This window comes from uncultured Piscinibacter sp. (assembly GCF_937952055.1).
GTDB lineage: Bacteria > Pseudomonadota > Gammaproteobacteria > Burkholderiales > Burkholderiaceae_C > Piscinibacter.
This window is the reverse complement of sequence record NZ_CALFYO010000020.1, coordinates 181404-204487: the sequence shown is the minus strand read 5'-3', so window position 1 is coordinate 204487 and position 23084 is coordinate 181404. Positions and strand designations below refer to the sequence as shown.

At 68.0% G+C, this 23084-nt stretch carries 27 protein-coding genes; 17 read left to right on the top strand and 10 right to left on the bottom strand.

Annotation, left to right across the window (positions count from 1 at the left end):
- Nucleotides 1–4: 4 nt before the first annotated feature.
- A complete protein-coding gene (locus Q0599_RS11870; protein WP_298829691.1) occupies nucleotides 5–436 on the top strand; it encodes a biopolymer transporter ExbD in 432 nt (143 codons plus the stop codon).
- A gap of 4 nt (nucleotides 437–440) precedes the next feature.
- Nucleotides 441–1649 (top strand): hypothetical protein, encoded by a 1209-nt coding sequence (locus tag Q0599_RS11865; RefSeq protein ID WP_298829689.1) that lies wholly within the window; start codon nucleotides 441–443, stop codon nucleotides 1647–1649.
- 78 nt (nucleotides 1650–1727) lie between these two features.
- On the opposite strand, the gene Q0599_RS11860 is transcribed toward Q0599_RS11865, so the two are convergent.
- From Q0599_RS11860 to Q0599_RS11830, 7 genes are all read right to left on the bottom strand, one after another.
- Nucleotides 1728–2486, bottom strand: a complete 759-nt coding sequence (locus tag Q0599_RS11860) for a 3-hydroxyacyl-CoA dehydrogenase (protein WP_298829687.1) — start codon at nucleotides 2484–2486, stop codon at nucleotides 1728–1730.
- A gap of 11 nt (nucleotides 2487–2497) precedes the next feature.
- Nucleotides 2498–3151 carry an adenylate kinase gene (gene adk / locus Q0599_RS11855; RefSeq protein WP_298829685.1) on the bottom strand — a complete coding sequence of 218 codons (654 nt, stop codon included), beginning with the start codon at nucleotides 3149–3151 and terminating at the stop codon, nucleotides 2498–2500.
- A 128-nt stretch (nucleotides 3152–3279) separates the two neighbouring features.
- A complete protein-coding gene (gene kdsB, locus Q0599_RS11850; protein ID WP_298829683.1) occupies nucleotides 3280–4035 on the bottom strand; it encodes a 3-deoxy-manno-octulosonate cytidylyltransferase in 756 nt (251 codons plus the stop codon).
- Nucleotides 4032–4223, bottom strand: a complete 192-nt coding sequence (locus Q0599_RS11845; RefSeq protein ID WP_298829681.1) for a Trm112 family protein — start codon at nucleotides 4221–4223, stop codon at nucleotides 4032–4034. The genes kdsB and Q0599_RS11845 overlap by 4 nt, the downstream gene beginning before the upstream one ends.
- Before the next feature lie 4 nt (nucleotides 4224–4227).
- Nucleotides 4228–5259, bottom strand: coding sequence for a tetraacyldisaccharide 4'-kinase (gene lpxK, locus Q0599_RS11840; RefSeq protein WP_298830445.1), 1032 nt, complete (start codon nucleotides 5257–5259; stop codon nucleotides 4228–4230).
- A 21-nt stretch (nucleotides 5260–5280) separates the two neighbouring features.
- On the bottom strand, nucleotides 5281–5706 hold the full coding sequence (locus tag Q0599_RS11835) for a biopolymer transporter ExbD (protein ID WP_298830443.1): 426 nt from the start codon (nucleotides 5704–5706) through the stop codon (nucleotides 5281–5283).
- Between the two features lie 13 nt (nucleotides 5707–5719).
- Nucleotides 5720–6358, bottom strand: coding sequence for a MotA/TolQ/ExbB proton channel family protein (locus Q0599_RS11830; RefSeq protein WP_298829679.1), 639 nt, complete (start codon nucleotides 6356–6358; stop codon nucleotides 5720–5722).
- 335 nt (nucleotides 6359–6693) lie between these two features.
- Here Q0599_RS11830 and xseA point away from each other — a divergent pair, with 335 nt between their 5' ends.
- Both xseA and Q0599_RS11820 read left to right on the top strand, forming a co-directional pair.
- On the top strand, nucleotides 6694–7995 hold the full coding sequence (gene xseA, locus Q0599_RS11825) for an exodeoxyribonuclease VII large subunit (RefSeq protein ID WP_298829677.1): 1302 nt from the start codon (nucleotides 6694–6696) through the stop codon (nucleotides 7993–7995).
- Nucleotides 7996–8078: 83 nt separating this feature from the next.
- Nucleotides 8079–8660 carry a Fe-Mn family superoxide dismutase gene (locus Q0599_RS11820; RefSeq protein WP_298829675.1) on the top strand — a complete coding sequence of 194 codons (582 nt, stop codon included), beginning with the start codon at nucleotides 8079–8081 and terminating at the stop codon, nucleotides 8658–8660.
- A gap of 73 nt (nucleotides 8661–8733) precedes the next feature.
- Here Q0599_RS11820 and Q0599_RS11815 read toward each other — a convergent pair whose 3' ends face one another.
- A complete protein-coding gene (locus Q0599_RS11815) occupies nucleotides 8734–9189 on the bottom strand; it encodes a DUF192 domain-containing protein (protein WP_298830441.1) in 456 nt (151 codons plus the stop codon).
- A gap of 45 nt (nucleotides 9190–9234) precedes the next feature.
- On the opposite strand from Q0599_RS11815, the gene Q0599_RS11810 reads away from it, so the two are divergent.
- Genes Q0599_RS11810 through Q0599_RS11770 form a run of 9 tightly spaced genes read left to right on the top strand, consistent with a single transcriptional unit; the run spans nucleotide 9235 to nucleotide 16990 of the window.
- Nucleotides 9235–11511: a cation-translocating P-type ATPase gene (locus tag Q0599_RS11810; RefSeq protein ID WP_298829673.1), complete on the top strand. Its 2277-nt coding sequence runs from the start codon at nucleotides 9235–9237 to the stop codon at nucleotides 11509–11511.
- 5 nt (nucleotides 11512–11516) lie between these two features.
- Nucleotides 11517–11708 carry a cbb3-type cytochrome oxidase assembly protein CcoS gene (gene ccoS, locus Q0599_RS11805; RefSeq protein WP_298829671.1) on the top strand — a complete coding sequence of 64 codons (192 nt, stop codon included), beginning with the start codon at nucleotides 11517–11519 and terminating at the stop codon, nucleotides 11706–11708.
- A gap of 59 nt (nucleotides 11709–11767) precedes the next feature.
- Complete coding sequence (gene ccoN, locus Q0599_RS11800; RefSeq protein WP_298829669.1) at nucleotides 11768–13216, top strand: cytochrome-c oxidase, cbb3-type subunit I; 1449 nt, start codon at nucleotides 11768–11770, stop codon at nucleotides 13214–13216.
- Between the two features lie 20 nt (nucleotides 13217–13236).
- A complete protein-coding gene (gene ccoO / locus Q0599_RS11795; RefSeq protein ID WP_298829667.1) occupies nucleotides 13237–13866 on the top strand; it encodes a cytochrome-c oxidase, cbb3-type subunit II in 630 nt (209 codons plus the stop codon).
- An 11-nt stretch (nucleotides 13867–13877) separates the two neighbouring features.
- Nucleotides 13878–14054 (top strand): cbb3-type cytochrome c oxidase subunit 3, encoded by a 177-nt coding sequence (locus Q0599_RS11790; protein WP_298829663.1) that lies wholly within the window; start codon nucleotides 13878–13880, stop codon nucleotides 14052–14054.
- Nucleotides 14051–14959, top strand: coding sequence for a cytochrome-c oxidase, cbb3-type subunit III (gene ccoP, locus Q0599_RS11785; protein WP_298829661.1), 909 nt, complete (start codon nucleotides 14051–14053; stop codon nucleotides 14957–14959). Before Q0599_RS11790 ends, ccoP begins: the two co-directional genes overlap by 4 nt.
- A gap of 12 nt (nucleotides 14960–14971) precedes the next feature.
- Complete coding sequence (gene ccoG, locus Q0599_RS11780) at nucleotides 14972–16429, top strand: cytochrome c oxidase accessory protein CcoG (protein WP_298829659.1); 1458 nt, start codon at nucleotides 14972–14974, stop codon at nucleotides 16427–16429.
- Between the two features lie 20 nt (nucleotides 16430–16449).
- Nucleotides 16450–16707: a nitrogen fixation protein FixH gene (locus Q0599_RS11775; RefSeq protein WP_298829657.1), complete on the top strand. Its 258-nt coding sequence runs from the start codon at nucleotides 16450–16452 to the stop codon at nucleotides 16705–16707.
- Nucleotide 16708: 1 nt separating this feature from the next.
- A complete protein-coding gene (locus tag Q0599_RS11770; RefSeq protein WP_298829656.1) occupies nucleotides 16709–16990 on the top strand; it encodes a hypothetical protein in 282 nt (93 codons plus the stop codon).
- Nucleotides 16991–17003: 13 nt separating this feature from the next.
- On the opposite strand, the gene fnr is transcribed toward Q0599_RS11770, so the two are convergent.
- On the bottom strand, nucleotides 17004–17738 hold the full coding sequence (gene fnr / locus Q0599_RS11765) for a fumarate/nitrate reduction transcriptional regulator Fnr (protein ID WP_298829654.1): 735 nt from the start codon (nucleotides 17736–17738) through the stop codon (nucleotides 17004–17006).
- 188 nt (nucleotides 17739–17926) lie between these two features.
- On the opposite strand from fnr, the gene hemN reads away from it, so the two are divergent.
- From hemN to Q0599_RS11745, 4 genes are all read left to right on the top strand, one after another.
- Nucleotides 17927–19339: an oxygen-independent coproporphyrinogen III oxidase gene (gene hemN / locus Q0599_RS11760; protein WP_298829652.1), complete on the top strand. Its 1413-nt coding sequence runs from the start codon at nucleotides 17927–17929 to the stop codon at nucleotides 19337–19339.
- Between the two features lie 3 nt (nucleotides 19340–19342).
- Complete coding sequence (locus tag Q0599_RS11755) at nucleotides 19343–20035, top strand: sulfite exporter TauE/SafE family protein (protein ID WP_298829651.1); 693 nt, start codon at nucleotides 19343–19345, stop codon at nucleotides 20033–20035.
- Nucleotides 20036–20154: 119 nt separating this feature from the next.
- A complete protein-coding gene (gene icd, locus Q0599_RS11750; RefSeq protein ID WP_298829649.1) occupies nucleotides 20155–21408 on the top strand; it encodes an NADP-dependent isocitrate dehydrogenase in 1254 nt (417 codons plus the stop codon).
- A gap of 57 nt (nucleotides 21409–21465) precedes the next feature.
- Nucleotides 21466–22272: a tyrosine-type recombinase/integrase gene (locus Q0599_RS11745; RefSeq protein WP_367180935.1), complete on the top strand. Its 807-nt coding sequence runs from the start codon at nucleotides 21466–21468 to the stop codon at nucleotides 22270–22272.
- A 65-nt stretch (nucleotides 22273–22337) separates the two neighbouring features.
- On the opposite strand, the gene Q0599_RS11740 is transcribed toward Q0599_RS11745, so the two are convergent.
- A complete protein-coding gene (locus tag Q0599_RS11740) occupies nucleotides 22338–22934 on the bottom strand; it encodes a hypothetical protein (RefSeq protein ID WP_298829647.1) in 597 nt (198 codons plus the stop codon).
- Nucleotides 22935–23084: the final 150 nt, after the last annotated feature.

Here is a 23084-nt window from a genome sequence, read left to right as displayed (position 1 = left end):
ACGCATGGGAATGAACATCGGCTCGGGCTCCGGCTCGGGCGACCCGGACGTGATGGTCGACATCAACACCACGCCCCTGATCGACGTGATGCTGGTGCTGCTGATCATGCTGATCATCACCATCCCGATCCAGCTGCACAGCGTGAATCTCAACATGCCGTCGGGCACGCCGCCGCCGGCCACGCGGGAGCCGGTCGTGGTGACGATCGACGTCGACTTCGATGGCACCGTGCTGTGGAACGGCGAGGCGCTTGCCGACCGCAGCGCGCTCGAGGCGCGCCTCGCGCAGGTCGCGGCCGAAGCCGACCAGCCCGAGGTGCACATCCGGCCGAACAAGCTGGTCGAGTACAAGTCGGTCGCGATGGTGCTCGCCTCTGCGCAGCGCCTGGGCGTCACCAAGCTCGGCATGGTGGGCAACGAGCAGTTCGTCAAATAGCGCCATGAAGCATCTTCGAATCACCGCGCTGGCCGCGGCCTTGCTCTTCGCCCTCGGCGCCCAGGCGCAGGAGGCGGTGCGGCCCGAAGTGGGCAAGCCGCTGCAATCGGCGCAGGAGCTGATCAAGAGCGGCAAGTACAAGGACGCCCTGGCCAAGGTGCGCGAGGCCGACGCCGTGAGCGGCAAGAGCGCCAACGAGAGCTACCTCGTCGAGCGCATGCGCATCGCCGCGGCGTCGGGGGCCGGCGACGTCGAGACGGCCGCCCGCTCGTTCGAGGCGCTGGCAGCCAGTGGCAAGGTCTCCGCGACCGACAAGGCGCGCATGGCCGAATCGATCGCCGGTGGCTACTACCGCGCCAAGGACTACGCCAAGGCCATGCAGTGGGGCCAGCGCTACTTCAAGGAGGGGGGCAGCAGCGGCTCGATGCGCACGCTGCTGATCCAGAGCCAGTACCTCAGTGGCGACTTCGCGGGCGCTGCGCGAGAGCTGACTGCCGAGATCCAGGCCACCGAGAAGAGCGGCACGCCGCCGGCTCAGGACCGCCTCAACCTGCTGCTCAACGCGGCCGCGCAGATGAAGGACTCCAGCACCACCGTGTTCGCGCTCGAGCGGCTGGTGACCTACTACCCGAAGAAGGAGTACTGGGTCGACCTGCTCAGCCGCATGCAGCGCAAGCCCGGCTTCAGCGACCGGCTGGTGCTCGACACCTACCGGCTCAGCCTCGCCACCGGCAGCATGAGCTCGGCCGCCGACTTCATGGAAATGGGGCAACTCGCGCTGCAGGCCGGTCACGAGGCCGAAGCCAGGCAGGTGGTGGACAAGGGCTTCGCTTCCGGGGTGCTGGGCACGGGCGCCGAAGCGGAGCGCCACAAGCGCCTGCGTGATCTCGTCACGAGGAAGATCGAGGAGGCGAAGGCAGGGCAGGCGGCGGAGGAGGCCGAGGCGCTGTCGGCGAAGGACGGCAATGCGCTCGTCAAGCTGGGCTACGCGAAGGCCACCGGCGGCGACACCGCGAAGGGGCTGCGGCTGATCCAGCAGGGCATTGCCAAGGGCGGCCTGAAGCGCCCGGAGGACGCCAAGCTGCACCTCGGCATCGCGCAGGTGCTGGCCGGCGATCCGAAGGCGCAGGCGACGCTGCGCAGCGTCGGCGGCGCCGACGGTACCGCCGATCTGGCACGCCTGTGGAGCCTCTACGCGCGCCGCAAGAGCTGATCGCCCGGCGCTGGGCCGTCCCGGGGCCGGACGGCACCCCCTCGGGGGCGGGGGCGCAGCGACCGCGAGGCGGGGGGCCTACTTCGGCGCCAGTCGGATGGCGCCGTCGAGGCGGATCACCTCGCCGTTGAGCATGTCGTTGACGATGATCTGGTGCACCAGCTTGGCGTAGTCCGCCGGGGTGCCCAGGCGGCTCGGAAAGGGCACGCCGGCGGCGAGGGCGTCTTGCACTTCCTGGGGCATCGCGAACAGCATCGGCGTGCCGAAGATGCCCGGCGCGATGGTCATGTTGCGGATGCCGTTGCGCGCCAGGTCGCGCGCGATGGGCAGCGTCATGCCGACCACGCCGCCCTTCGATGCCGAGTAGGCCGCCTGGCCGATCTGGCCGTCGTAGGCGGCCACGCTGGCGGTGGAGATCAGCACGCCGCGCTCGCCGGTGGGCTCGGGTTCGTTCTTCGCCATCGCTTCGGCGGCAAGACGGATCATGTTGAAGCTGCCGACCAGGTTGACGTTGACGACCTTGGCGAACAGCGAGAGCGCATGCGCGCCATCCTTGCCGACCGTCTTTGCCGCCGGCGCGATGCCCGCGCAGTTGACCAGTCCCATCAGCTTGCCGAGCTTCAGGGCCGCGGCGACGGCGGCCTGGCCGTCGGCCTCCTGGCTGACGTCGCACTTGACGAACACGCCACCGAGTTCCTTGGCCAGCGCCTCGCCCTTGTCGGCCTGCAGATCGGCGATGACCACCTTGCCGCCATTCGCGGCGAGCATGCGCGCCGTGCCTTCGCCCAGGCCGGATGCGCCGCCGGTGACGATGAAGACCTTGCCTGCGATGTCCATGAGTCCCTTCCTCAGTTCAGCGCGGCCAGCGCGCGCGCGGTGATCTCGTCGACGCTGCCGGTGCCGTCGATCTTGCGATAGCGCGGTGCGCCTGCTTCTCCCGTGGCGGCCCAGCGGGTGTAGTACTCGACCAGCGGGCGCGTCTGGTTCTGGTAGATCTCGAGCCGCCTGCGCACCGTCTCTTCCTTGTCGTCGTCGCGCTGGATCAGGTCTTCGCCGGTCTCGTCGTCCTTGCCCGCCACCTTGGGCGGGTTGAACTTGACATGGTAGGTGCGGCCCGACGCCACGTGCACGCGGCGGCCGCTCATGCGCTCGATGATGGCAGCGTCCGGCACGTCGATCTCGAGCACGATGTCGAGCTTGACCCCAGCGCTCTTCATCGCGTCGGCCTGAGGGATGGTGCGCGGAAAGCCGTCGAAGAGAAACCCGTTCGCGCAGTCCGGCTGCGTGATGCGTTCCTTGACGAGGCCGATGATGATGTCGTCGCTGACGAGGCCTCCCGCATCCATGACACGCTTGGCGGCGATGCCGAGCTCGGTACCGGCCTTCACCGCTGCGCGCAGCATGTCGCCGGTGGAGATCTGCGGGATGCCGAAGTGCTTGCAGATGAACGCTGCCTGGGTGCCCTTGCCGGCGCCGGGTGCGCCCAACAGGATGAGTCTCATGGGATTGCCTCGTTTGTCTTTGTGCTGCGGGTCACGACGATGCAGGGCACCTCGTCGAACCGGATCAAAACGAGAATAACACGCGTGTCCCTGCGTGAAACTGACGCTTCCCTCGTGGCGCCGAGGGCTCAGGACGTGAACAGCGCGCGCACGCGTTCGAGGTCTTCGGGCGTGTCGACGCCGGGGCCGGGTGCATGCTCGGTGACATGCACCGCGATGCGCTGGCCGTGCCAGAGCACGCGCAGCTGCTCGAGAGACTCGAGCCTCTCCAAAGGTGCCGGCTCGAGCGCCGGGAAGCGTCGCAGGAAGCCGGCCCGGTAGCCGTACAGACCGACATGGCGCAGCGGCGCCGGCGATTGCAGCTGTGCCGTCTGCGCCGCTCGCCCGTCGCGCCACCAGGGGATGGGCGCGCGCGAGAAGTAGAGTGCGCGACCCGCCGCGTCGAGAACGACCTTCACCACGTTGGGGTTGTCGAGTTCGGCGCGCGACGCGATCGGATGCGCGGCGGTGCTCATCACGCAGTCGGCGCGCACGCCGAGCAGCGCGGCGCAGGCATCGACGAGCGTCGGCTCGATCAGCGGTTCGTCGCCCTGCACGTTGACCACCACGTCGTCGCCGTCGAGGCCGAGCTGTTCGCAGGCCTCGGCAAGGCGGTCGCTGCCGGTGGTGTGATCGGTACGGGTGAGCACGACGCGCACGCCGTGCGCGGAGCAGGCAGCGACGATGTCCGCATGGTCCGCCGCCACCACCACCGCCGCGGCGGACGAGCCTGCCGCCCGTTGCGCGACGCGCACGATCATCGGCAGCCCGGCGATGTCGGCCAGCGGCTTGTTCGGCAGGCGCGTCGAGGCCAGACGCGCCGGCACCAGCACGGTAAAGCTCACGACGCCGGCGTGTCGGTCAGCGGCCGCGCCTCGCTCTCCAGCATCACCGGGATGCCGTCGCGCACCGGGAAGGCGAGGTGATCGGCGTGGCAGACCAGCTCGTGCCGTTCATCGACCGGCGGGCGGCGGTGTTCCAGCGGGCCCTTGCAGATCGGGCACACCAGCAGTTCGAGCAGACGGGTTTCCATGGGATCAGGCGCGATGTTCGGGGCGTGGCGGCAGCAGCGCGAGCAAGTCACGCTCGAAGTCCGCATCGAAACGGAAGTCTAACGCCGCCACCCAGAGGCGAGCGCCGCCGGCGCGCTCGGGGCGCAGCTTCACGGCGTCCTTTTCGGTGACGATCACGTCGCTGCTGCCGGCCGGCCACGACAGCCGCGCGAAGTCGTGGTGGTCGGGCAGCGGATGTTCCACGATCGTCAGCCCGGCCTTGCGCAGCATGGCGAAGAAGCGCTGCGGGCGGGCCACGCCGGCCGCGGCGAGCAGCGGCCGGCCGACGAGCTCGCACAGCGCCAACGGCCGGGGCGCGGCGCCGCGCCACCAGTCCGACAGCGGCACCACGCCGGCCAGCGCACGGTGCGCCAGATGACCGGGCAGGGGTGTGCTCGGCCGCTCGGCGTTGTACACCACCACGCTGCGCGCAGGCAGTTCGTACGGCAGCGGCTCGCGCAGCGGACCGGCCGGCAGCAGCCAGCCGTTGCCCGTCCCCCGTTCGTCGAACACCAGCACCTGCACGTCGCGCGACAGGCGCAGATGCTGCAGGCCGTCGTCGCAGACGACGATGTCGACCTGCGGATGGCGGGCGCGCAGCGCCCGCGCGGCCGCGACGCGGTTCCTGCCCACGCACACCGGAACGCCGCCGCGCAGGCGCAGCAGCAGCGGCTCGTCGCCGGCATCCGCAGCCGCCGTGTCGGGCTCGACATGCACGATGCCGACCGACGTTCGTGCGTGGCCGCGCGACACCACGCCAGGATGCCAGCCTTCGCGTCGCAGCAGCGCCAGCAAGGCGAGCGTGGTCGGTGTCTTGCCGGCACCGCCGGCAATGAGATTGCCGACCACCACCACCGGCACATCGATGCGTTCGGCGCGCAGCACGCCCAGTCGATAGAGCGCTCGGCGCGCGGCGGTCAGCGCCGCGAAGAGCGCGGCCAGCGGCAGCAGCGAGCAGGCCAGGGCGCTGCGCGACAGCCAGGCCTGCTGCAGGCCGGCGGTGAAGGAGGGCGGCATCGACACGGGCGAGCGCGCGCTTCAGCGCGTTTCGCCGCCCGAGTTCTGGGTCGCGAAGGTCAGCCGCGGCAGCCCGGCGCGGCGCGCGGCATCCATCACGTTGACCACGCTCTGGTGCGCTGCGGTCGCGTCGGCGGAAACGATGACGACGAGGTCCTGCGCCCCGTCGGCCACGGCGGTCAGCTCGGCCGCGAGGATTTCCACGCTGCGCCCCTGGACCGGCTTGCGGTTCACCACGTAGCGGCCGTCGGCACTGACGAGCACGACGATCTCGCGCGGCCGGTCGCGCAGTTTCTCGGCGTCCGCCACCGGCAACGTGACCTGCAGTTCGGTGAACTTCGAGTAGGTGGTCGAGGCCATCAGGAAGATGAGCACGACCAGCAGGATGTCGATGAACGGGATCAGGTTGATCTCCGGTTCCTCGGGACGGCCCTTGCGGAAGTTCAGCGACATCGCGACCTCAGGCGCTGGCGCCGCCGCGTGGCACGGCAAAGCGCAGCAGGTGCGGCACGAGGCGGTTGGCGGCCTGCTCCATGTCCAGCGTGTACTGGTCGACGAGGCCGCGGAAGTAGCGGTAGAAGATCAGCGCCGGAATCGCCACGATGAGGCCGAATGCGGTGTTGTACAGCGCGATCGAGATGCCCTGTGCGAGTTGCGCCGGATTGCTGCCTCCAGGCGACTGCGAGGCGAAGATCTCGATCATGCCGATCACCGTGCCGAGCAGTCCCAGGTAGGGCGCCGACTGTGCGATCGTGCCCAGCGTGTTCAGGTAGCGCTCCATGCGGTGCACGGCGGCACGACCGGCCGACTCGAAGGTGCCGCGCAGCGCCTCCTCGGTGATGCGCGGTTCGGCAGTCACCGCCCGGATGCCACTGGCGAGCACGCGACCGAGGATGGAATTGTCGGCAAGCTTGCCGACGACATCCGGCGAGGGGAGGTTGGCGCGTGTCACCGACAGCACCTCCTCGAGCAACCGCGGCGGCACCACGCGCGCGGCCCGCAGGCTGGACAGGCGCTCCACCACGAGCGCCAGCGCGATGATCGAGCAGATGATGAGCGGCCAGATCGGCCAGCCAGCGGCTTGTATGATCGAAAACAAGCGAGCCCTTTCGAAGACAGCAGTCAGGTCTTTGGCGAGGCGCGATGATAGTCGATGGGTGTACGGCCGGCGCCTCGGGCGCGATCCGGATGCCAAGCATCCGCAGGCAATCCACCGTTGGTGTGGATAACTTTGTGGGCAACCGGCGAATGTCGCGTGTGAGGCCGCGCGAAATCACGTGCAGGGCTGGAATGCTGAAATCTTGTGCACTGAGAAGTCATTGAAAATCAAGTACTTGCACGATGATGACAACGCCGTGACAGGCATCCAGGCACACCAAGCCGCGCGGCGCCCCATTGTGGAGTTCTCGGCCCGCGCCGGCATTGGGTTTGCGCGTGGCTGAGTCGGCGGCGCAGGCGCCCGGCCGCCTCGTCTGGAGCGTTGCCGGCCTCGTGCAGGCGGTGTCGGACGCACTGGTTGCGCGCTTTCCCGTGTGCGTGGTGCGCGGCGAGCTGTCCGCCCTCATGCGTGCATCCAGCGGCCATTGCTACTTCAGCCTGAAAGACTCCGACGGCGCAGCCGCGTTGCTGCGCTGCGCGATGTTCCGCCGCGCTGCCGGCCTGCTCGACTTTGCGCCGGCAGACGGGCAACTGGTCGAACTCCGTGGGCGCCTGGCCGTTTACGAGCCGCGCGGCGAATTGCAGTTCATCGTCGAAGGCATGCAGCGTGCAGGCGCGGGCGCGCTGTTCGAGCAGTTCCTTCGCCTGAGGGCCGCGCTCGAGGCGCAGGGCCTGTTCGACGCCGAGCGCAAACGCCCGATCCCGGCCTTTCCGCGGCGCATCGGCATCGTCACTTCACTGGCTGCCGCCGCCTTGCACGACGTGCTGACCACCCTGGCGCGGCGGAGCCCGCATGTCGAGGTGATCGTCTATCCGAGCCTGGTGCAGGGCGCCGAGGCGCCGGCGTCGCTGGTGCAGGCGCTGACCACGGCTTCCGATCGGTGCGAGGTCGACACGCTGCTGCTGTGCCGAGGCGGTGGATCGCTGGAGGACCTGTGGGCCTTCAACGACGAGCGTGTGGTGCGCGCGCTGGCCGGCTGTCGCGTGCCGGTGGTCTGCGGCGTCGGCCATGAGACCGATGTGACGCTCGCCGACCTCGCCGCCGATCTGCGCGCCCCCACGCCCACCGCAGCGGCGGAGCTGGCAGCGCCGGCCACCGAGGCGTGCATGGAGACGCTGGCCGTGCTGCAGCGGCGCGCTACCCAGCGGCTGCACGCGATGCTGGACACGCAGGCGCAACGCCTGGACAGCCTGTCGCTGCGGCTCACCCGGCCCGCCGAAGGAGTGCGCGCGCGCCGGCAGCAGCTCGCGCTGCTCGGCCAGCGCCTGCTCGGCGCCGGCCAGCATCTTTGCGACCGTCGCGGCCTGCAACTCGTCCAACTCGCACAGCGTCTGGTGCGCGGCGCCGCGGTCGACCGGCGCTCGCGCGAGCGGCGGCTCGACGCATTCGGGCCGCGCCTGGATGCGCTGGATCCCCAGCACGTGCTCGCACGCGGCTACGCCTGGCTGACCGACGGCCAGGGCCGCGTGCTGCATTCGGTGCGCCAGCTCGACGTGGGCCAGGACCTCCATGCCACGCTGGCCGACGGCCATGCCGAGCTGAGCGTGGTGGCCGTGGCAGCCGCGGCCCGGGAGTGAAGCAGCAACCTCGCGGGCAGGGCCTTGCCGGCCTGCCTACAATGCGCGCCGACCCGACCCCATCGAGAGAAGAGAGGAACACCATGGAACACACCCTGCCGCCGCTCCCGTACGCGATCGACGCCCTGGCGCCGCACTACAGCAAGGAGACGCTCGAGTACCACCACGGCAAGCATCACAACGCCTACGTGGTGAACCTGAACAATCTGCAGAAGGGCACCGAGTTCGAGAGCATGTCGCTCGAGGACATCGTCAAGAAGTCCAGCGGCGGCATCTACAACAATGCCGCGCAGATCTGGAACCACACCTTCTTCTGGAACTGCATGAAGCCCGCCGGCGGCGGCGAGCCGCAGGGCGCGCTGGCTGCGGCGATCAACGCGAAGTGGGGCAGTTACGCCGCCTTCAAGGAGGCCTTCGTGAAGAGCGCGGTGGGCAACTTCGGCTCCGGCTGGACCTGGCTGGTGAAGAAGGCCGACGGCAGCGTCGACATCGTCAACATGGGCGCCGCCGGCACGCCACTGACCACCGGCGACAAGCCGCTGCTGACGGTGGACGTGTGGGAGCACGCCTACTACATCGACTACCGCAACCTGCGCCAGAAGTTCGTCGAGACCTTCCTCGGCTCGCTGGTCAACTGGGAGTTCGCACAGAAGAACTTCGGCTGATCGCCGCGCCAGGCGTCACCCACGAAGAAGGCCGGTCGTCGACCGGCCTTTTTCTTCGTGCGCGGCAAGCGCCTCAGTTTCCGAAGGGTGCGCCGGTGAGCTTCGCGCCCGGCTTGATGGCGCGCTTGTCGAACCAGCCTTTGTTCATCTCCAGCGCGAAACGCACTGGCCTCTTCGAGCAGTGCGAGTCCAGCGCCTGAGGTTTCATGTCCTCGATGTTGACGATGCTGCCGTCGTCGGCGATGAACGCGATGGAGAGCGGGAGCAGCGTGTTCTTCATCCAGAAGCACTGCTGGCCGGGCTGCTCGGACACGAACAGCATGCCCTCGTTGGCAGGCATGCTGGGGCGATGCATCAGGCCGATGGCGCGCTGCTCGGGTGTGCGCGCCACCTCGGCCGTGATGAGGTGGAAGCCCGCCGCGAGGCGGGTCGTCGGCAGGCGCGGCTGGGCGGCGTCCTGCGCGAAGGCGGCGCTGGCCAGCGCGCTCAGGACGGCGGCCAGCAGCACGCGGGGCTTGATGTATGTCATGCGCATGTGGGGTTCCGGAGGTAGATTATCAAGGTGGCCTCCGCAATGACTGAACGCGCCGTCGCCGGTGCGGCTGACCCCGACCTGCGCGCGCTGGACGATCCGCTGAACCAGGCGTCGTTCACGACCTGGGCGCTGGGGCAGGGCGGCGAGCGCGAGGCGACCTCGCAGTTCCGCCTGTCCGGCATGTACTGCGCCGCCTGCGCCGGTGTGATCGAGGACGCCTTGCTCGATGTGGAGGGCGTGCGCGAGGCGCGTGTGCACGCCGCCACCTCGCTGGCGCTGGTGCGCTGGGATCCGCAACGCACGCGGGCTTCGGCGCTGGTCGAGGCCGTACGCCGCGCTGGCTATGGCGCCGTGCCCGATGCCGCGGCGAGCGCCCGTGCGCAGCGCGAAGCGGAGCAGCGCAAGGCGCTGTGGCGGCTCTTCGTGGCCGGCTTCTGCATGATGCAGGTGATGATGTACGCCACGCCGGCGTACGTCTCCGAGCCCGGCGACATCACGCCGGACATGCTGCGCCTGCTGCAGTGGGCGAGTTGGGTGCTGAGCCTGCCGGTGATGCTGTTCTCCGCCGGTCCGTTCTTCGCAGGTGCCTGGAACAGCGTCAAGCAGCGTCGCATGGGCATGGACGTGCCCGTGTCGCTGGGCATCGCCGTCACCTTCGTCGCCAGTTCCGGCGCCACCTTCGACCCGGGCGGCCTGTTCGGCCACGAGGTGTATTTCGACTCGCTGACCATGTTCGTCTTCTTCCTGCTCGGCGGGCGCTGGCTCGAGCTGCGTGCGCGGCATCGTGTGGCGCTCTCGCTGGAGGCCGGCACGGCACGGCTGCCGGACAGCGTGGAGCGGCTGCGCGAGGACGGCCTTGTCGAGGCGGTCGCGGTGGCCCGGCTGGTCGCCGGCGACCGCGTGCGCGTGCCGGCCGGCCAGGCCTTTCCGGCCGACGGCGTGCTGCTCGAAGGCCGCAGCCTCGCGGACGAGGCGCTGCTCACCGGCGAATCGGCGCCTGTGCCCAAGCAGGCCGGGGACGAGGTGGTGGCCGGCAGCATCAACCTGCGCGCGCCAGTGCTCATGCAGGTGCTGCGCCTCGGCGAGGACACGCGCCAGGCCGGCATCGTGGCGCTGATGCGCAGTGCACTGACGCAGCGTCCGCGCCTGGTGTTGCACGCCGAGCGCATCGCCGGCCCGTTCCTCTGGGCCGTGCTCGCGCTGGCTGCCGGAGCGGCGGCGGTGTGGTCGGTGCTCGAGCCGTCCCGTGCCATCTGGGTGGCGGTGTCGGTGCTGATCGTCACCTGCCCCTGCGCGCTCTCGCTGGCCGCACCGTCGGCCTTGCTGGCCGCGACGGGGGGACTGGCGCGGCGCGGCGTGCTGCTGCAGCGCATCGAGGCGCTCGAGGCGCTGGCCGACATCGACACCGTGGCGTTCGACAAGACCGGCACGCTCACCCGCGACCAGCTGGAACTCGGCGACATCCGCGTGCCGCACGCGGGTGACGATGCGTCGGCTTTGCTGGCCAGGGCGGCCTCGCTCGCGGCGCTGTCCGCGCATCCGGCATCGCGCGCGCTGGCTCAGGCGGCCGATCCGGTGCACGGCGACGTCGCGTGGGGCGATGTGCAGGAGGTCCCCGGTCAGGGCCTCGAGGCGCACGCCGAGGATGGCGTGACCTGGAGGCTGGGCCGTCGCGAGTGGGTCGGCGCCGCGCCGGCGGACACCCCGGACGGCGCATTGTGCTTCGGCCCCGTGGGCGAGGTGCGCGCCGAGTTCCTGCTGCGCGAGCAGGTCCGCGACGATGCGGCGGCCACGCTGGCCCGGTTGCAGGCGGATGGCGTGCGCGTCGCGCTGCTCTCCGGCGACGCACCGGATCGCGCCACGGAGCTGGCGCGGCGCCTGGGAATCGCCGACGTGCGCGGCGCCGCCACGCCGGCCGACAAGCTCGACGCCGTCGCTGCCTGGCAGGCTGAGGGCCGCCGCGTGGCGATGGTCGGCGATGGACTCAACGATGCGCCGGTGCTGGCGCGGGCCGATGTCTCGTTCGCCTTCGCGCACGGCTCGGCGGTGGCGCGCAGCGGCGCCGACGTGGTGTTGCTCGGCGAGCGGCTTGGCGACGTCGTGCTGGCGCGTCGGCAGGCCCGGCGCACGCTGCGTGTGATCCGCCAGAACCTGGGTTGGGCGGCGCTCTACAACACGGCGTGCGTGCCGCTGGCCCTGGTCGGCTGGCTGCCGCCCTGGGCGGCCGGAATCGGCATGGCCTCCAGCTCGCTGCTGGTGGTGCTCAACGCACTTCGCCTCGCACGCATCGATCCCGACAGCGCAGCCGGGGACTGAGCCGCATGGACATCCTCTTCATGCTCATTCCGCTGTCCGTGGTGCTCGTGTTCGCCATCATCGGCATCTTCGCCTGGGCGTTGAACGCCGGGCAGTTCGACGATCTCGAGCGCGAGGGTGAGCGCATTCTCGGCAGCGACGACGCGCCGGCGTTCCCGCTTTCGGAAAACATTGACAGCGATCAAGCCCGCAAATGACCCTGCAGGGAACAATGATTTCATCCAGAAACAGGACAGTGAAGGAAGGAGCGTTTCCGATGGTCAATACCGCGTCGGCGGCCGCGAAGGGCGGGCCGGTCTATGACGACGCCGTGGTACGAGCGTTCTCGCTCGCCGCGGTGTTGTGGGGGGTGGTGGGGATGCTGGTCGGCGTGATCATCGCCGCGCAGCTGACCTGGCCCGAACTCAACCTGGGCATCTCGTGGCTGAGCTACGGCCGACTGCGGCCGCTGCATACGAACGCGGTGATCTTCGCCTTCGGCGGCTGCGTGCTGTTCGCCTCGAGCTACTACGTGGTACAGCGAACCTCGCAGGTCCGGCTGTTCGGCGGGCCGCTGGCCTGGTTCACCTTCTGGGGCTGGCAGCTGGTCATCGTGCTGGCAGCGTTGACCCTGCCGCTGGGCATGACGCAGGGCAAGGAGTACGCCGAACTGGAGTGGCCGATCGACCTGCTCATCGCCGTCGTGTGGGTGTCCTACGCGATCGTGTTCTTCGGCACCATCGGCGTGCGCAAGGTGCGCCACATCTACGTCGCCAACTGGTTCTTCGGCGCCTTCATCCTGACCGTGGCCTTGCTGCACATCGTCAACAGCGCTGCGATTCCCGTCAGTCTGACGAAGAGCTACTCGGCCTACGCCGGCGTGCAGGACGCGATGGTGCAGTGGTGGTATGGGCACAACGCGGTGGGCTTCTTCCTCACCGCCGGCTTCCTCGGGATGATGTACTACTTCATTCCGAAGCAGGCCGAGCGCCCGGTGTACTCGTATCGCCTGTCGATCGTGCACTTCTGGGCGCTGATCTTCACGTACATGTGGGCCGGCCCGCACCACCTGCACTACACCGCGCTGCCCGACTGGGCGCAGAGCGTGGGCATGCTGTTCTCGCTGGTGCTGCTCGCGCCGTCGTGGGGCGGCATGATCAACGGCATCATGACCCTCTCGGGTGCGTGGCACAAGCTGCGTGACGACCCGATCCTGAAGTTCCTCATCGTCTCGCTGTCCTTCTACGGCATGTCGACCTTCGAAGGCCCGATGATGTCGATCAAGACGGTGAACGCGCTGTCCCACTACACCGACTGGACGGTGGGCCACGTGCACAGCGGCGCGCTCGGCTGGGTCGGCCTGGTGTCGATGGGCACGCTGTACTACCTGATCCCGCGCATGTTCGGACGCAAGCAGATGTACAGCGTGCGTGCCATCGAGCTGCATTTCTGGGTCGCCACGATCGGCATCGTGCTGTACATCGCTGCGATGTGGATCGCCGGCGTGATGCAGGGGCTGATGTGGCGCGCCATCAACCCCGACGGTACGCTGGTCTACAGCTTCGTCGAGAGCGTGAAGGCGACCTTCCCCTTCTACGTGATCCGCCTGCTCGGTGGCCTACTCTATCTGGGCGGCATGCTGATCATGGCCTGGAACGTGATCAAGACCGCCACCACCGGCAAGTACGAGCCAGTGCCGATCCCGGCCGTGGCTGCCCACGCCTGAGACCGAGGAGTAGCAACAAAATGGCCAACAACCAAGCCACCGGTCTCTCCCACGAGAAGATCGAGACCAACAACTTCCTGATGATCGTGCTGATCCTGCTGGTCGTGGCAGTGGGCGGCATCGTCGAGATCGTCCCGCTGTTCTTCCAGAAGTCGACCACGCAGGCGGCGCCGGGCCTCAAGCCCTACACCGCGCTGCAGCTGGCCGGTCGAGACGTCTACATCCGCGAGGGCTGCTACAACTGCCACTCGCAGATGATCCGGCCGTTCCGCGCGGAGACGCTGCGCTATGGCGACTACTCCAAGGCCGGCGAGTTCGTCTACGACCATCCTTTCCAGTGGGGCAGCAAGCGCACCGGTCCGGACCTGCACCGTGTCGGCGGCAAGTACAGCGACGACTGGCACCGCATCCACCTGATCAATCCGCGCGACCTGGTGCCGGAGTCGAACATGCCGGCCTATCCGTGGCTGGAGAAGTCCAACGTGGATCCGGCCGACATGGCGCCGAAGATGAAGTCGCTGCGCGTGATCGGCGTGCCCTACAGCGACGAAGAGATCGCCAAGGCCGGCGACGAGGTCAAGGGCAAGACCGAGATGGAAGCGCTGATCGCCTACCTGCAGGTGCTGGGCACCGCCAGTGCGGCCAAGTGAGGGGGCGGACCATGGACATCAATGACCTCAGAAGCATCGTGACCGTGTTCTCGCTGATCGCCTTCCTGGGCATCGTGGCCTGGGCGTGGTCGCGCAGCAACCGTGCAGGGTTCGACGAAGCGGCGCAACTGCCGTTCGCCGAGGAGCAGGGCGCCGAAGGTGCCTCGCGTGGAGGAAACCAACAATGAGCGACTTCATCAACAACGGCTGGTCGATCTTCATCGCCGCCGTCACCATCCTCGGCCTCGTCGCCTGCCTGCTGCTGCTGATCGTGGCCAGCAAGCGCAAGGTGATGGCGCAGGACAACACCACCGGCCACGTCTGGGACGGTGATCTGCGCGAGCTGAACAACCCGCTGCCGCGCTGGTGGATGGGCCTGTTCGTGTTGACCGTGGTGTTCGCCGGCCTGTACCTCGTGCTTTACCCGGGCCTGGGCAGTGCGGTGGGCAAGCTGGGCTGGTCCAGCGCCGGGCAGTACGAGGCCGAGCAGGCCAAGGCACAGGCGGCCATGTCGCCGGTCTACGCCAAGTTCACCAGCCAGCCGGCAGAAGCCCTGGCCAAGGACACCCAGGCCATGGCCATCGGCGAGCGCTTGTTCATCAACAATTGCGCGGCCTGCCACGGCTCGGACGCGAAGGGCAGCAAGGGCTTCCCCAACCTGACCGATGGCGACTGGCTGTACGGCGGCACCCACGACAAGATCAAGGAGACGATCACGAGCGGGCGCCAGGGGGCGATGCCGCCGATGGCCGCCGCGGTCGGCACCTCGGAGGACGTGAAGAACGTCGCCCACTACGTGCTGAGCCTCTCGGGCAGCCCGCACAACGAGCTCGCGGCGCAGCTCGGCAAGCCGAAGTTCGGTGCCTGTGCCGCCTGCCACGGTGCCGACGGCAAGGGCAATCAGGCGCTGGGTGCACCGAACCTGACCGACAAGGTCTGGCTGCACGGCTGGGGCGAGCAGGCCATCGTCGCGATGATCAACAACGGCAAGACCAACGTCATGCCGCAGCAGGCCTCGCGCCTCACGCCCGAGCAGATCCACGTGCTCGGCGCCTACGTCTGGAGCCTGTCGCAGCCTGGCGCGGCGCAGTGATGGAAAGAGTGAATGTCTGACACGCACGCAGCCGCCCCGGGGGCGCAGGCCCCCGATGCGGCGGGCGAGATCGTTTCGCTGTACGCCGCGCAGAGGAAGATCTATGCGCGGGCCGTCAGCGGATGGTTCGCCACCTGGCGCTGGGTGCTCGTCTGGGGTACGCAGATCCTGTTCTACGGACTGCCCTGGGTGCAGTGGAACGGGCGCCAGGCCGTGCTGTTCGACCTCGGGGCCCGCCGGTTCTACATCGGCGGCCTGGTCCTGTACCCGCAGGACTTCATCTACCTCACCGGCCTGCTCATCCTCTCCGCCTACGGACTGTTCCTGTTCACGGCGGTGGCGGGGCGCCTGTGGTGCGGTTACGCCTGCCCGCAGACGGTCTATACCGAGATCTACATGTGGTTCGAGAACCGCATCGAGGGCGACCGTGCCAAGCGCATGAAGCTCGATGCGGGGCCGTGGAACGGCGAGAAGCTGCTGCGCAAGGGCGGCAAGCAGGCGGTCTGGATCGCCTTCGGCCTGTGGACCGGCTTCACCTTCGTCGGCTACTTCACGCCCATCCGCACGCTGGCCGCCGAGGCCATGACCCTCGGCTTCGGCCCGTGGGAGTGGTTCTGGATCCTGTTCTACGGCTTCGCCACCTATGGCAACGCCGGCTACATGCGCGAGCAGGTCTGCAAGTACATGTGCCCGTACGCACGCTTCCAGAGCGCGATGTTCGACCACGACACGATGATCATCAGCTACGACACCGCGCGCGGCGAGCCGCGCGGCTCGCGGCCGAAGTCGATGGGTCACGAGGCGCTGAAGTCTGCCGGCAAGGGCGACTGCATCGACTGCACGCTGTGCGTGCAGGTCTGCCCCACGGGCATCGACATCCGCAAGGGCCTTCAGTACGAGTGCATCGGCTGTGCCGCATGCATCGACGTGTGCGACAGCGTTATGGACAAGATGAACTATCCGCGCGGGCTGATTCGCTACGCCACGCAGAACGGCATCGCCCAAGGATGGACCAAGGAACAGATGCTGCGCCGCGTGCTGCGTCCGCGCGTGCTGATCTACACGGCGATCATGATCCTCATCGTCGCCGCCTTCGGCGCCAGCCTGCTGCTGCGCACGCCGTTCCGCGTCGACGTGGTGCGTGACCGGGGTGCGCTCGCGCGACTGGTCGAGGACGGCCGCATCGAGAACGTCTACCGGCTGCAGTTGATGAACGCCAACGAGCGGCCCCACCGTTTCCGCATCCAGGTGGAAGGCCTCAGCGACGCCGTCGTCGCCTCCAAGAACGAGGTCGAGGTCGGCTCGACCGAGGCTCGCTGGGTCCCGGTGGCGGTGCAGGTGCCACCGGCCACCGCCGGCGCGCTGGGCCCGGGTGCACATCCGCTACGCTTCACCATCACGCGGCTGCCGGATGGCTCCGGCGGCGAAGTCTCGGTGCACGAGAAGTCGACCTTCGTCGTGCCACGTTGAACCGAAAAGGGACGAGAACCATGCAGAACCCGAACGACAAGCCGATTCCTTGGTGGCGCGTGCCGACGGTGTGGATGGTGGTGGGCGGGCCGCTGTCGGTGGTGGTGGCCAGCATTGCCACCGCCGTCATCGCCTGGAATCACATCGACCCGGTGATCGCGACCACGACACAGGGCGAGATCCGCCCGGGCGATGACGTTGCGCCCAAGGTGAGTCCGAAGGACACGCTGGCGCCGGCGATGCAGGGGCGCAACCACGCGGCCACGCCGCGGCCCTGACATGCGAATCTCCGGTGCCTTTCTCAAGCAGCGCGCCCTGACCGTGCTCTGGCCGGCCTTCCTGATGGCCGGCGTGCTGGAGATGCTGGTGTTCGTGGTCGTCGACCCGGGCGACCTGCACTGGTTCGGCGGCGAGGCGCTGAACTGGTCGCACCAGGCCGTCTACACCGTGACCTTTCTGATCTTCTGGGGCGTGATCGCGATCGCCGGCGCGCTGACGGCGCTGCTCGATACCAGCGCCGACGACATCAACGCCGACCGCGGCCGCGACTGGCCGCGATAAGTGCCGATGCGCCTCAGCAGGCGGTGCTGCTGATCAGCTGCCGCAGACCGGCTTCGTCGAGGATTCGGATGTGCCGCTGCTTGACCTCGAGCAGCCCGTCGTCCTGGAACTTCGAGAAGGTTCGGCTCACCGTCTCCAGCTTGAGGCCGAGATAGCTGCCGATTTCCTCGCGCGTCATGCGCAGGATCAGCGAGGAGGCGGAGAACCCGCGCGCCTGCAGCCGCTGGGTCAGGTTGAGCAGGAACGCCGCGAGGCGTTCCTCCGCGCGCATGCTGCCCAGCAACAGCATCATGCCGTGGTCGCGCACGATCTCGCGGCTCATGATCTTGTGGAACTGGTGCTGCAGCGGCGTGAAGTCGCGTGAGAGTTCCTCGAGCTGGCCGAAGGGGATCACGCAGACCTGCGAGTCCTCCAGCGCGATCGCGTCGCAGTTGTGGCGGTCGTGGCTGATGCCGTCCAGGCCGAGCAGTTCGCCGGCCATCTGGAAGCCCGTGACCTGGTCGCGACCGTCCTCGGACGAGACACAGGTCTTGAAGAAGCCGGTGCGCACCGCGTAAAGCGACTGGAAAGAATCGCCGGCGCGGAAGAGGGCGTCACCGCGCGTCACCGAGCGGCGCTTGGCCACCAGCGTGTCCAGGCGTTCGAGGTCGGGGTCGGACAGGCCGACCGGCAGGCAGAGCTCCCGCAGATTGCAGTTGGAGCATGCGACCTTGAAGGCCTCAGCCCGGACCGGCGCGACAGAATTCATGGTGCTTCGTGTGGCTGTGGCGGTTTCCGACGCGCGGCCGGCGTCCGTGTTTCGACTGGCTGGCGACGCGGTCATGAACATCACTTCCGGGGTGGTTGATCGCATGGGATTATTCTCCGGATCGCCACTTGGAACGCTGTTGATGCAGGTCAAGGCGCTTGACCGAGGGCAAGGCACAGTCTTGTCTCATGCTGACGTCCGCCTCCACCGATCGACCGGTCGTGACCGAAGAGCTGCTGCGCCGGCTCGACGTCAACGGCCCGCGCTACACCTCGTACCCGACCGCCGACCGTTTCGTCGACGCCTTCGGGCCTGACGACTATGCCCGCGCACTCGACCAGCGCGCCGAGGGCGCAGGCGTGATCGGTGGCGCGAGTCCGTTGTCGATCTACGTGCACATCCCCTTCTGCGAGTCGCTGTGCTACTACTGCGCCTGCAACAAGGTCATCACCAAGCACCATGAGCGAGCCGCCGAGTACCTCGACGCGCTCGAAAAGGAGGTCGCGCTGCACGTCGCGCGGCTCGGCGCCGGTCAAGCGGTATCGCAACTGCACTTCGGCGGCGGCTCGCCGACCTTCCTGAGCGACGCCGAACTGACGCGCGTGATGGGCGTGCTGCGCAAGTCCTTCCGCGTCGCGCCCGGGGCGGAGACGTCGATCGAGGTCGATCCGCGCACAGTCAACCACGAACGCCTGGCGCACCTGGCCAGCCTCGGCTTCAATCGCCTGAGTTTCGGCGTGCAGGACTTCGACCCGGCCGTCCAGCAGGCCGTGCACCGCGTGCAGAGCCGCGAGATGGTGGCTTCGCTGATGGCTTCGGCCCGTGAACTCGGTTTCGAGTCGACCAACGTCGACCTGATCTACGGCCTGCCGAAGCAGACGCCCGAGTCGCTGCAGCGCACCGTGCGCGAGGTGGCCGAGTTGCGGCCCGAGCGCATCGCGTTGTATTCGTATGCGCACCTGCCGCAGCGCTTCAAGCCGCAGCGCCGCATCGATGCCGCGGCGCTGCCGCCGGCCGGCGACAAGGTGCGCATGCTGTCCGAGGCGATCGCCGGCTTTGTCGGCCACGGCTACCAGTACATCGGCATGGACCATTTCGCGTTGCCCGGCGACTCGCTCGCCGCGGCGAAGCGGCAGGGCCGGTTGCACCGCAACTTCCAGGGCTACAGCACGCAGCCCGACTGCGACCTGATTGGCCTGGGCGTGTCGTCGATCGGACGCGTGGGCGCCACCTACAGTCAGAACGCGAAGACTCTGCCCGAGTATTACGACGCGGTGAACCACGGCCAGTTTCCGGTCGTGCGCGGCCTGGCGCTGACGCGCGAGGATCTGCTGCGCCGCGCGGTCATCATGGCCATCATGTGCCAGGGCCGGCTCGAGTTCGAGTCGATCGAGCTGGCGCACCTGATCGACGTGCGCAAGCATTTCGCCGCCGAGTTGGAGCAGCTTCGCGCGCTGGAGGAGTCGGGGCTGGTGGTCATCGAGCCGTCGGCGATCCAGGTCACTGCGCTCGGCTGGTACTTCATCCGCAGCGTCGCGATGGTGTTCGACAAGCACCTGCAGGCGGACCGCACGCGCGAACGCTTCTCGCGCATCATCTGAGGCATGAACGCCGCGCTTGCCACCACCGCCCTGTTGATGGGGCTGGCCGGCGCTCCCCACTGTGCTGCCATGTGCGGCGCCGCCTGCACGGGCATCGTGCGCGGTTGCGCGGGCGGCGTGGCGCAGGCCTCCAGCACGCTGGCGTTCCATCTTGCGCGGCTGGCGAGCTACGCGGCCGGTGGTGCACTGGCCGCGGGCAGCGTCGCCTGGCTGGCGTCGCAGGGCGCCCAGGTGGCCGTGCTGCGGCCGCTGTGGACGCTGCTGCAGGTTGCCGCGCTGGCGCTTGGCCTGTGGCTGTTGGTACGCGGTCGCCAGCCGGCCTTCATCGAAAACTTCGGCCGCGCCGGGTCGTCGGCGCGCCGGGTGATCTGGCTGCAGGGACCGGCCGGCGCTGCGGCGGCGGGCTCGATGTGGGGGGTGCTGCCTTGCGGCCTGCTGCAATCTGCGCTCGTCGTCGCCGCGCTCGGCTCCGGACCGGTCGAAGGCGCCACGCTGATGGCGCTGTTCGCCGCCGGCTCGGCGCTGGGTCTGTGGCTCGGGCCGGCGTTGTGGCTGCGCCTGGCCGGACGCCATGCCGGACAGGCCCAGGGGCTGGCCGTGCGCATCGCCGGCCTGATGCTGGCAGGGGCGTCGGCGTGGGCGCTGGCCCATGGCCTGGCCACGGCGATGGGCAGCGACTTCTGCCTGCCGTTCTGAGCTGGCGCGCCGCGCTGCCGGCGCTGCGCGCCCTCGGGATGTCAGTCGAATGACAGACACCGTGGAATAGAATTCCGCCTTCCGATACGACCCCCAGCCCAGCGCGGAGCGACTTCTCCATGTACCAACACATCAAGGTGCCCGAAGGCGGGCAGAAGATCACCGTCAACGCCGACTTCTCGCTGAACGTTCCGGCGAACCCGATCATTCCGTACATCGAGGGCGACGGCACCGGCTTCGACATCACGCCCGTGATGATCAAGGTGGTCGACGCGGCCGTGGCCAAGGCCTATGGCGGCAAGAAGAAGATCCACTGGATGGAGATCTACGCCGGCGAGAAGGCCACCAAGGTGTATGGGCCCGACGTGTGGCTGCCGGCCGAGTCGCTGGAGGTGCTGCGTGAGTACGTGGTGTCGATCAAGGGGCCGCTGACCACGCCGGTGGGTGGCGGCATCCGCTCGCTGAACGTCGCGCTGCGCCAGGAACTCGACCTCTACGTCTGCCTGCGCCCCGTGCAGTACTTCAAGGGGGTGCCTTCGCCGGTGAAGGAGCCGGAGAAGACCAACATGGTGATCTTCCGCGAGAACTCGGAGGACATCTACGCCGGCATCGAGTACGAGGCCGAGTCGGACAAGGCGAAGAAGCTCATCAAGTTCCTCATCGACGAGATGGGCGTGAAGAAAATCCGCTTCCCGGACACCTCGGGCATCGGCATCAAGCCGGTCTCTCGCGAAGGCACCGAGCGCCTGGTGCGCAAGGCGATCCAGTACGCCATCGACAACGACAAGCCCAGCGTGACGATCGTGCACAAGGGCAACATCATGAAGTTCACCGAGGGTGGCTTCCGCGACTGGGCCTATGCCCTGGCCCGCACGGAGTTCGGAGCCGAACTGATCGACGGCGGCCCGTGGTGCAAGTTCAAGAACCCGAAGACGGGCAAGGACATCATCGTCAAGGACTCGATCGCCGACGCCTTCCTGCAGCAGATCCTGCTGCGTCCGGCGGAGTACTCGGTGATCGCCACGCTGAACCTCAACGGCGACTACATCTCCGACGCACTCGCGGCGCAGGTCGGTGGCATCGGCATCGCGCCGGGGGCGAACCTGTCCGATTCCGTGGCCTGCTTCGAGGCGACGCACGGCACCGCGCCCAAGTACGCCGGCAAGGACTACGTCAACCCGGGCTCGGAAATCCTGTCGGCCGAGATGATGCTGCGCCACATGGGGTGGACCGAGGCAGCCGATCTCATCATCAGTTCGATGGAGAAGGCGATCGCGTCGAAGAAGGTGACGTACGATTTCGCGCGCCTGATGGACGGTGCGACGCAGGTGTCGTGCTCAGGCTTCGGGCAGGTGATGATCGAGCACATGTGACGGCGTCCCGGGGCGTCTCCGGACGTCCCGGATGGTCCCACGCGAAACCCCAGATCGTTGATTCGACTGGGGTTTTTGTCTTCTGGCGTCCCTGGCTGTTTCTTGACATCGCAACGGGACGGGGCCACAGGGGGCGGCCGTGGCCCCATCTGGGGCAGCCCTCATGCGACACATCAACTACGTCCTGAAGCCCGCGACGATCGACAGCGCGAAGGCGAAGGACAAGCGCTACGACCTGCCCGATGGCGGCGGCCTGGTGCTGGAAGTCATGCCGTCGGGCGCGAAGACCTGGCGGCCTTCTGGCGCAAGCTCGACGAGCAGGGCGCGCACACCACGACGATCGCGGCGACCAAACTGCTGTTGTTGACGATGACCCGCAAGAGCGAACTGCTGCGCTCGAAATGGCCCGAGTTCGACCTCGACGCCGCGCAGTGGGACATCCCCGCCGAGCGCATGAAGATGGGCAAGCCACATCGCGTGTTTCTGTCGCGCCAGGCCGTCGAGATCCTGCGCCAGATGCACGAGCTCGCGGGGCACGGCGAGTACGTCTTCCCGTCGATCTTCCGCGGCAGCGTGCCGATGGGCGATGTGACGCTGAACCACTTCTTCAAGCGCATCGACTTTGGCGTGCCCGACTGCAGCCCACACGGGACGCGCGGCACGGCGGCAACGCTGCTGCGCGAGCATGGGTTCGGGCGCGATGTGGTCGAGCTGCTGCTGGGCCACAGCGAGAAGAACGCTACCGTGGCGGCCCACAGCCACATGGAACTGGCGGCCGATCGGAAGAGGGCGCTGCAGTACTTGGCAGATCGCATCGAGGCGCTTGCCGCGGGCACGAACGTGATCCCGTTGCGCGCCGCCTGAGGTTCTCCCCGAAGTGTTCGGCGGCAGACCAAGTCGACACTCTTCCTGCTGCAGTTGCACGGGCGTCAGTGTCGAGCTTCATGCTCCGAGTCGCCCTCCTCGTACTGCCGACGCAGCCGTGCCAGCCCCTGGCGGAAGGCCTCCGCATCGCCGTGGTCGAAGAACTTCGGGTATCGACCATGGGCATCGCGGATCCGACGCGCGTGCTTGATCGGGCACCAGTATTGCTCGGTCCGGGCCGCCACCTCACGGGTGTAGGCAGCCACGCCGTTGCCGTACGAGCAGTAGAAGCAGTTGAACTTCTCGATCGCGTTCAGGTACGGCAGGTCTTCGCGGTCGAACACCAGGTAGTCCGAGCGCCGCACCTTGGGGATGCGGTAGACCGGGAAGCAGATCGTCTGGTAGATCGTGACGAACAGGTCCATCAGCAGGAAGGGGATCCAGCCCAGGTAGATCACCGGCGAGGTGAGGATCGCAAGCGCGCTGGACCGTCGCAGGAAGCGGAACAGTCCGATCTTGTAGCGCCTCTGCTGGCGCGACAGATCACCGGCCAGTTCCCGGCGCCTGGCTTCCCAGATGCTGCGCTGCTGGCGGTACTCTTCTTCGACCTCATACTGAAGGGCGCGGATGCGCGCAAGCAGTTCTTCGAGATGGCTTTGCATGTCGTGGCCTTCTTCGCTTGGCAACGGATGCAATCTGTGGGTCGCACGCGAACGGCCAAAGCAGAACTTCCCATCGCCTAGCTTCGAAAAAACCTGAACGGAATCCACAGCCTCGACGGCAAACTTCGCAGGGCGCACACCGTTCGCCCC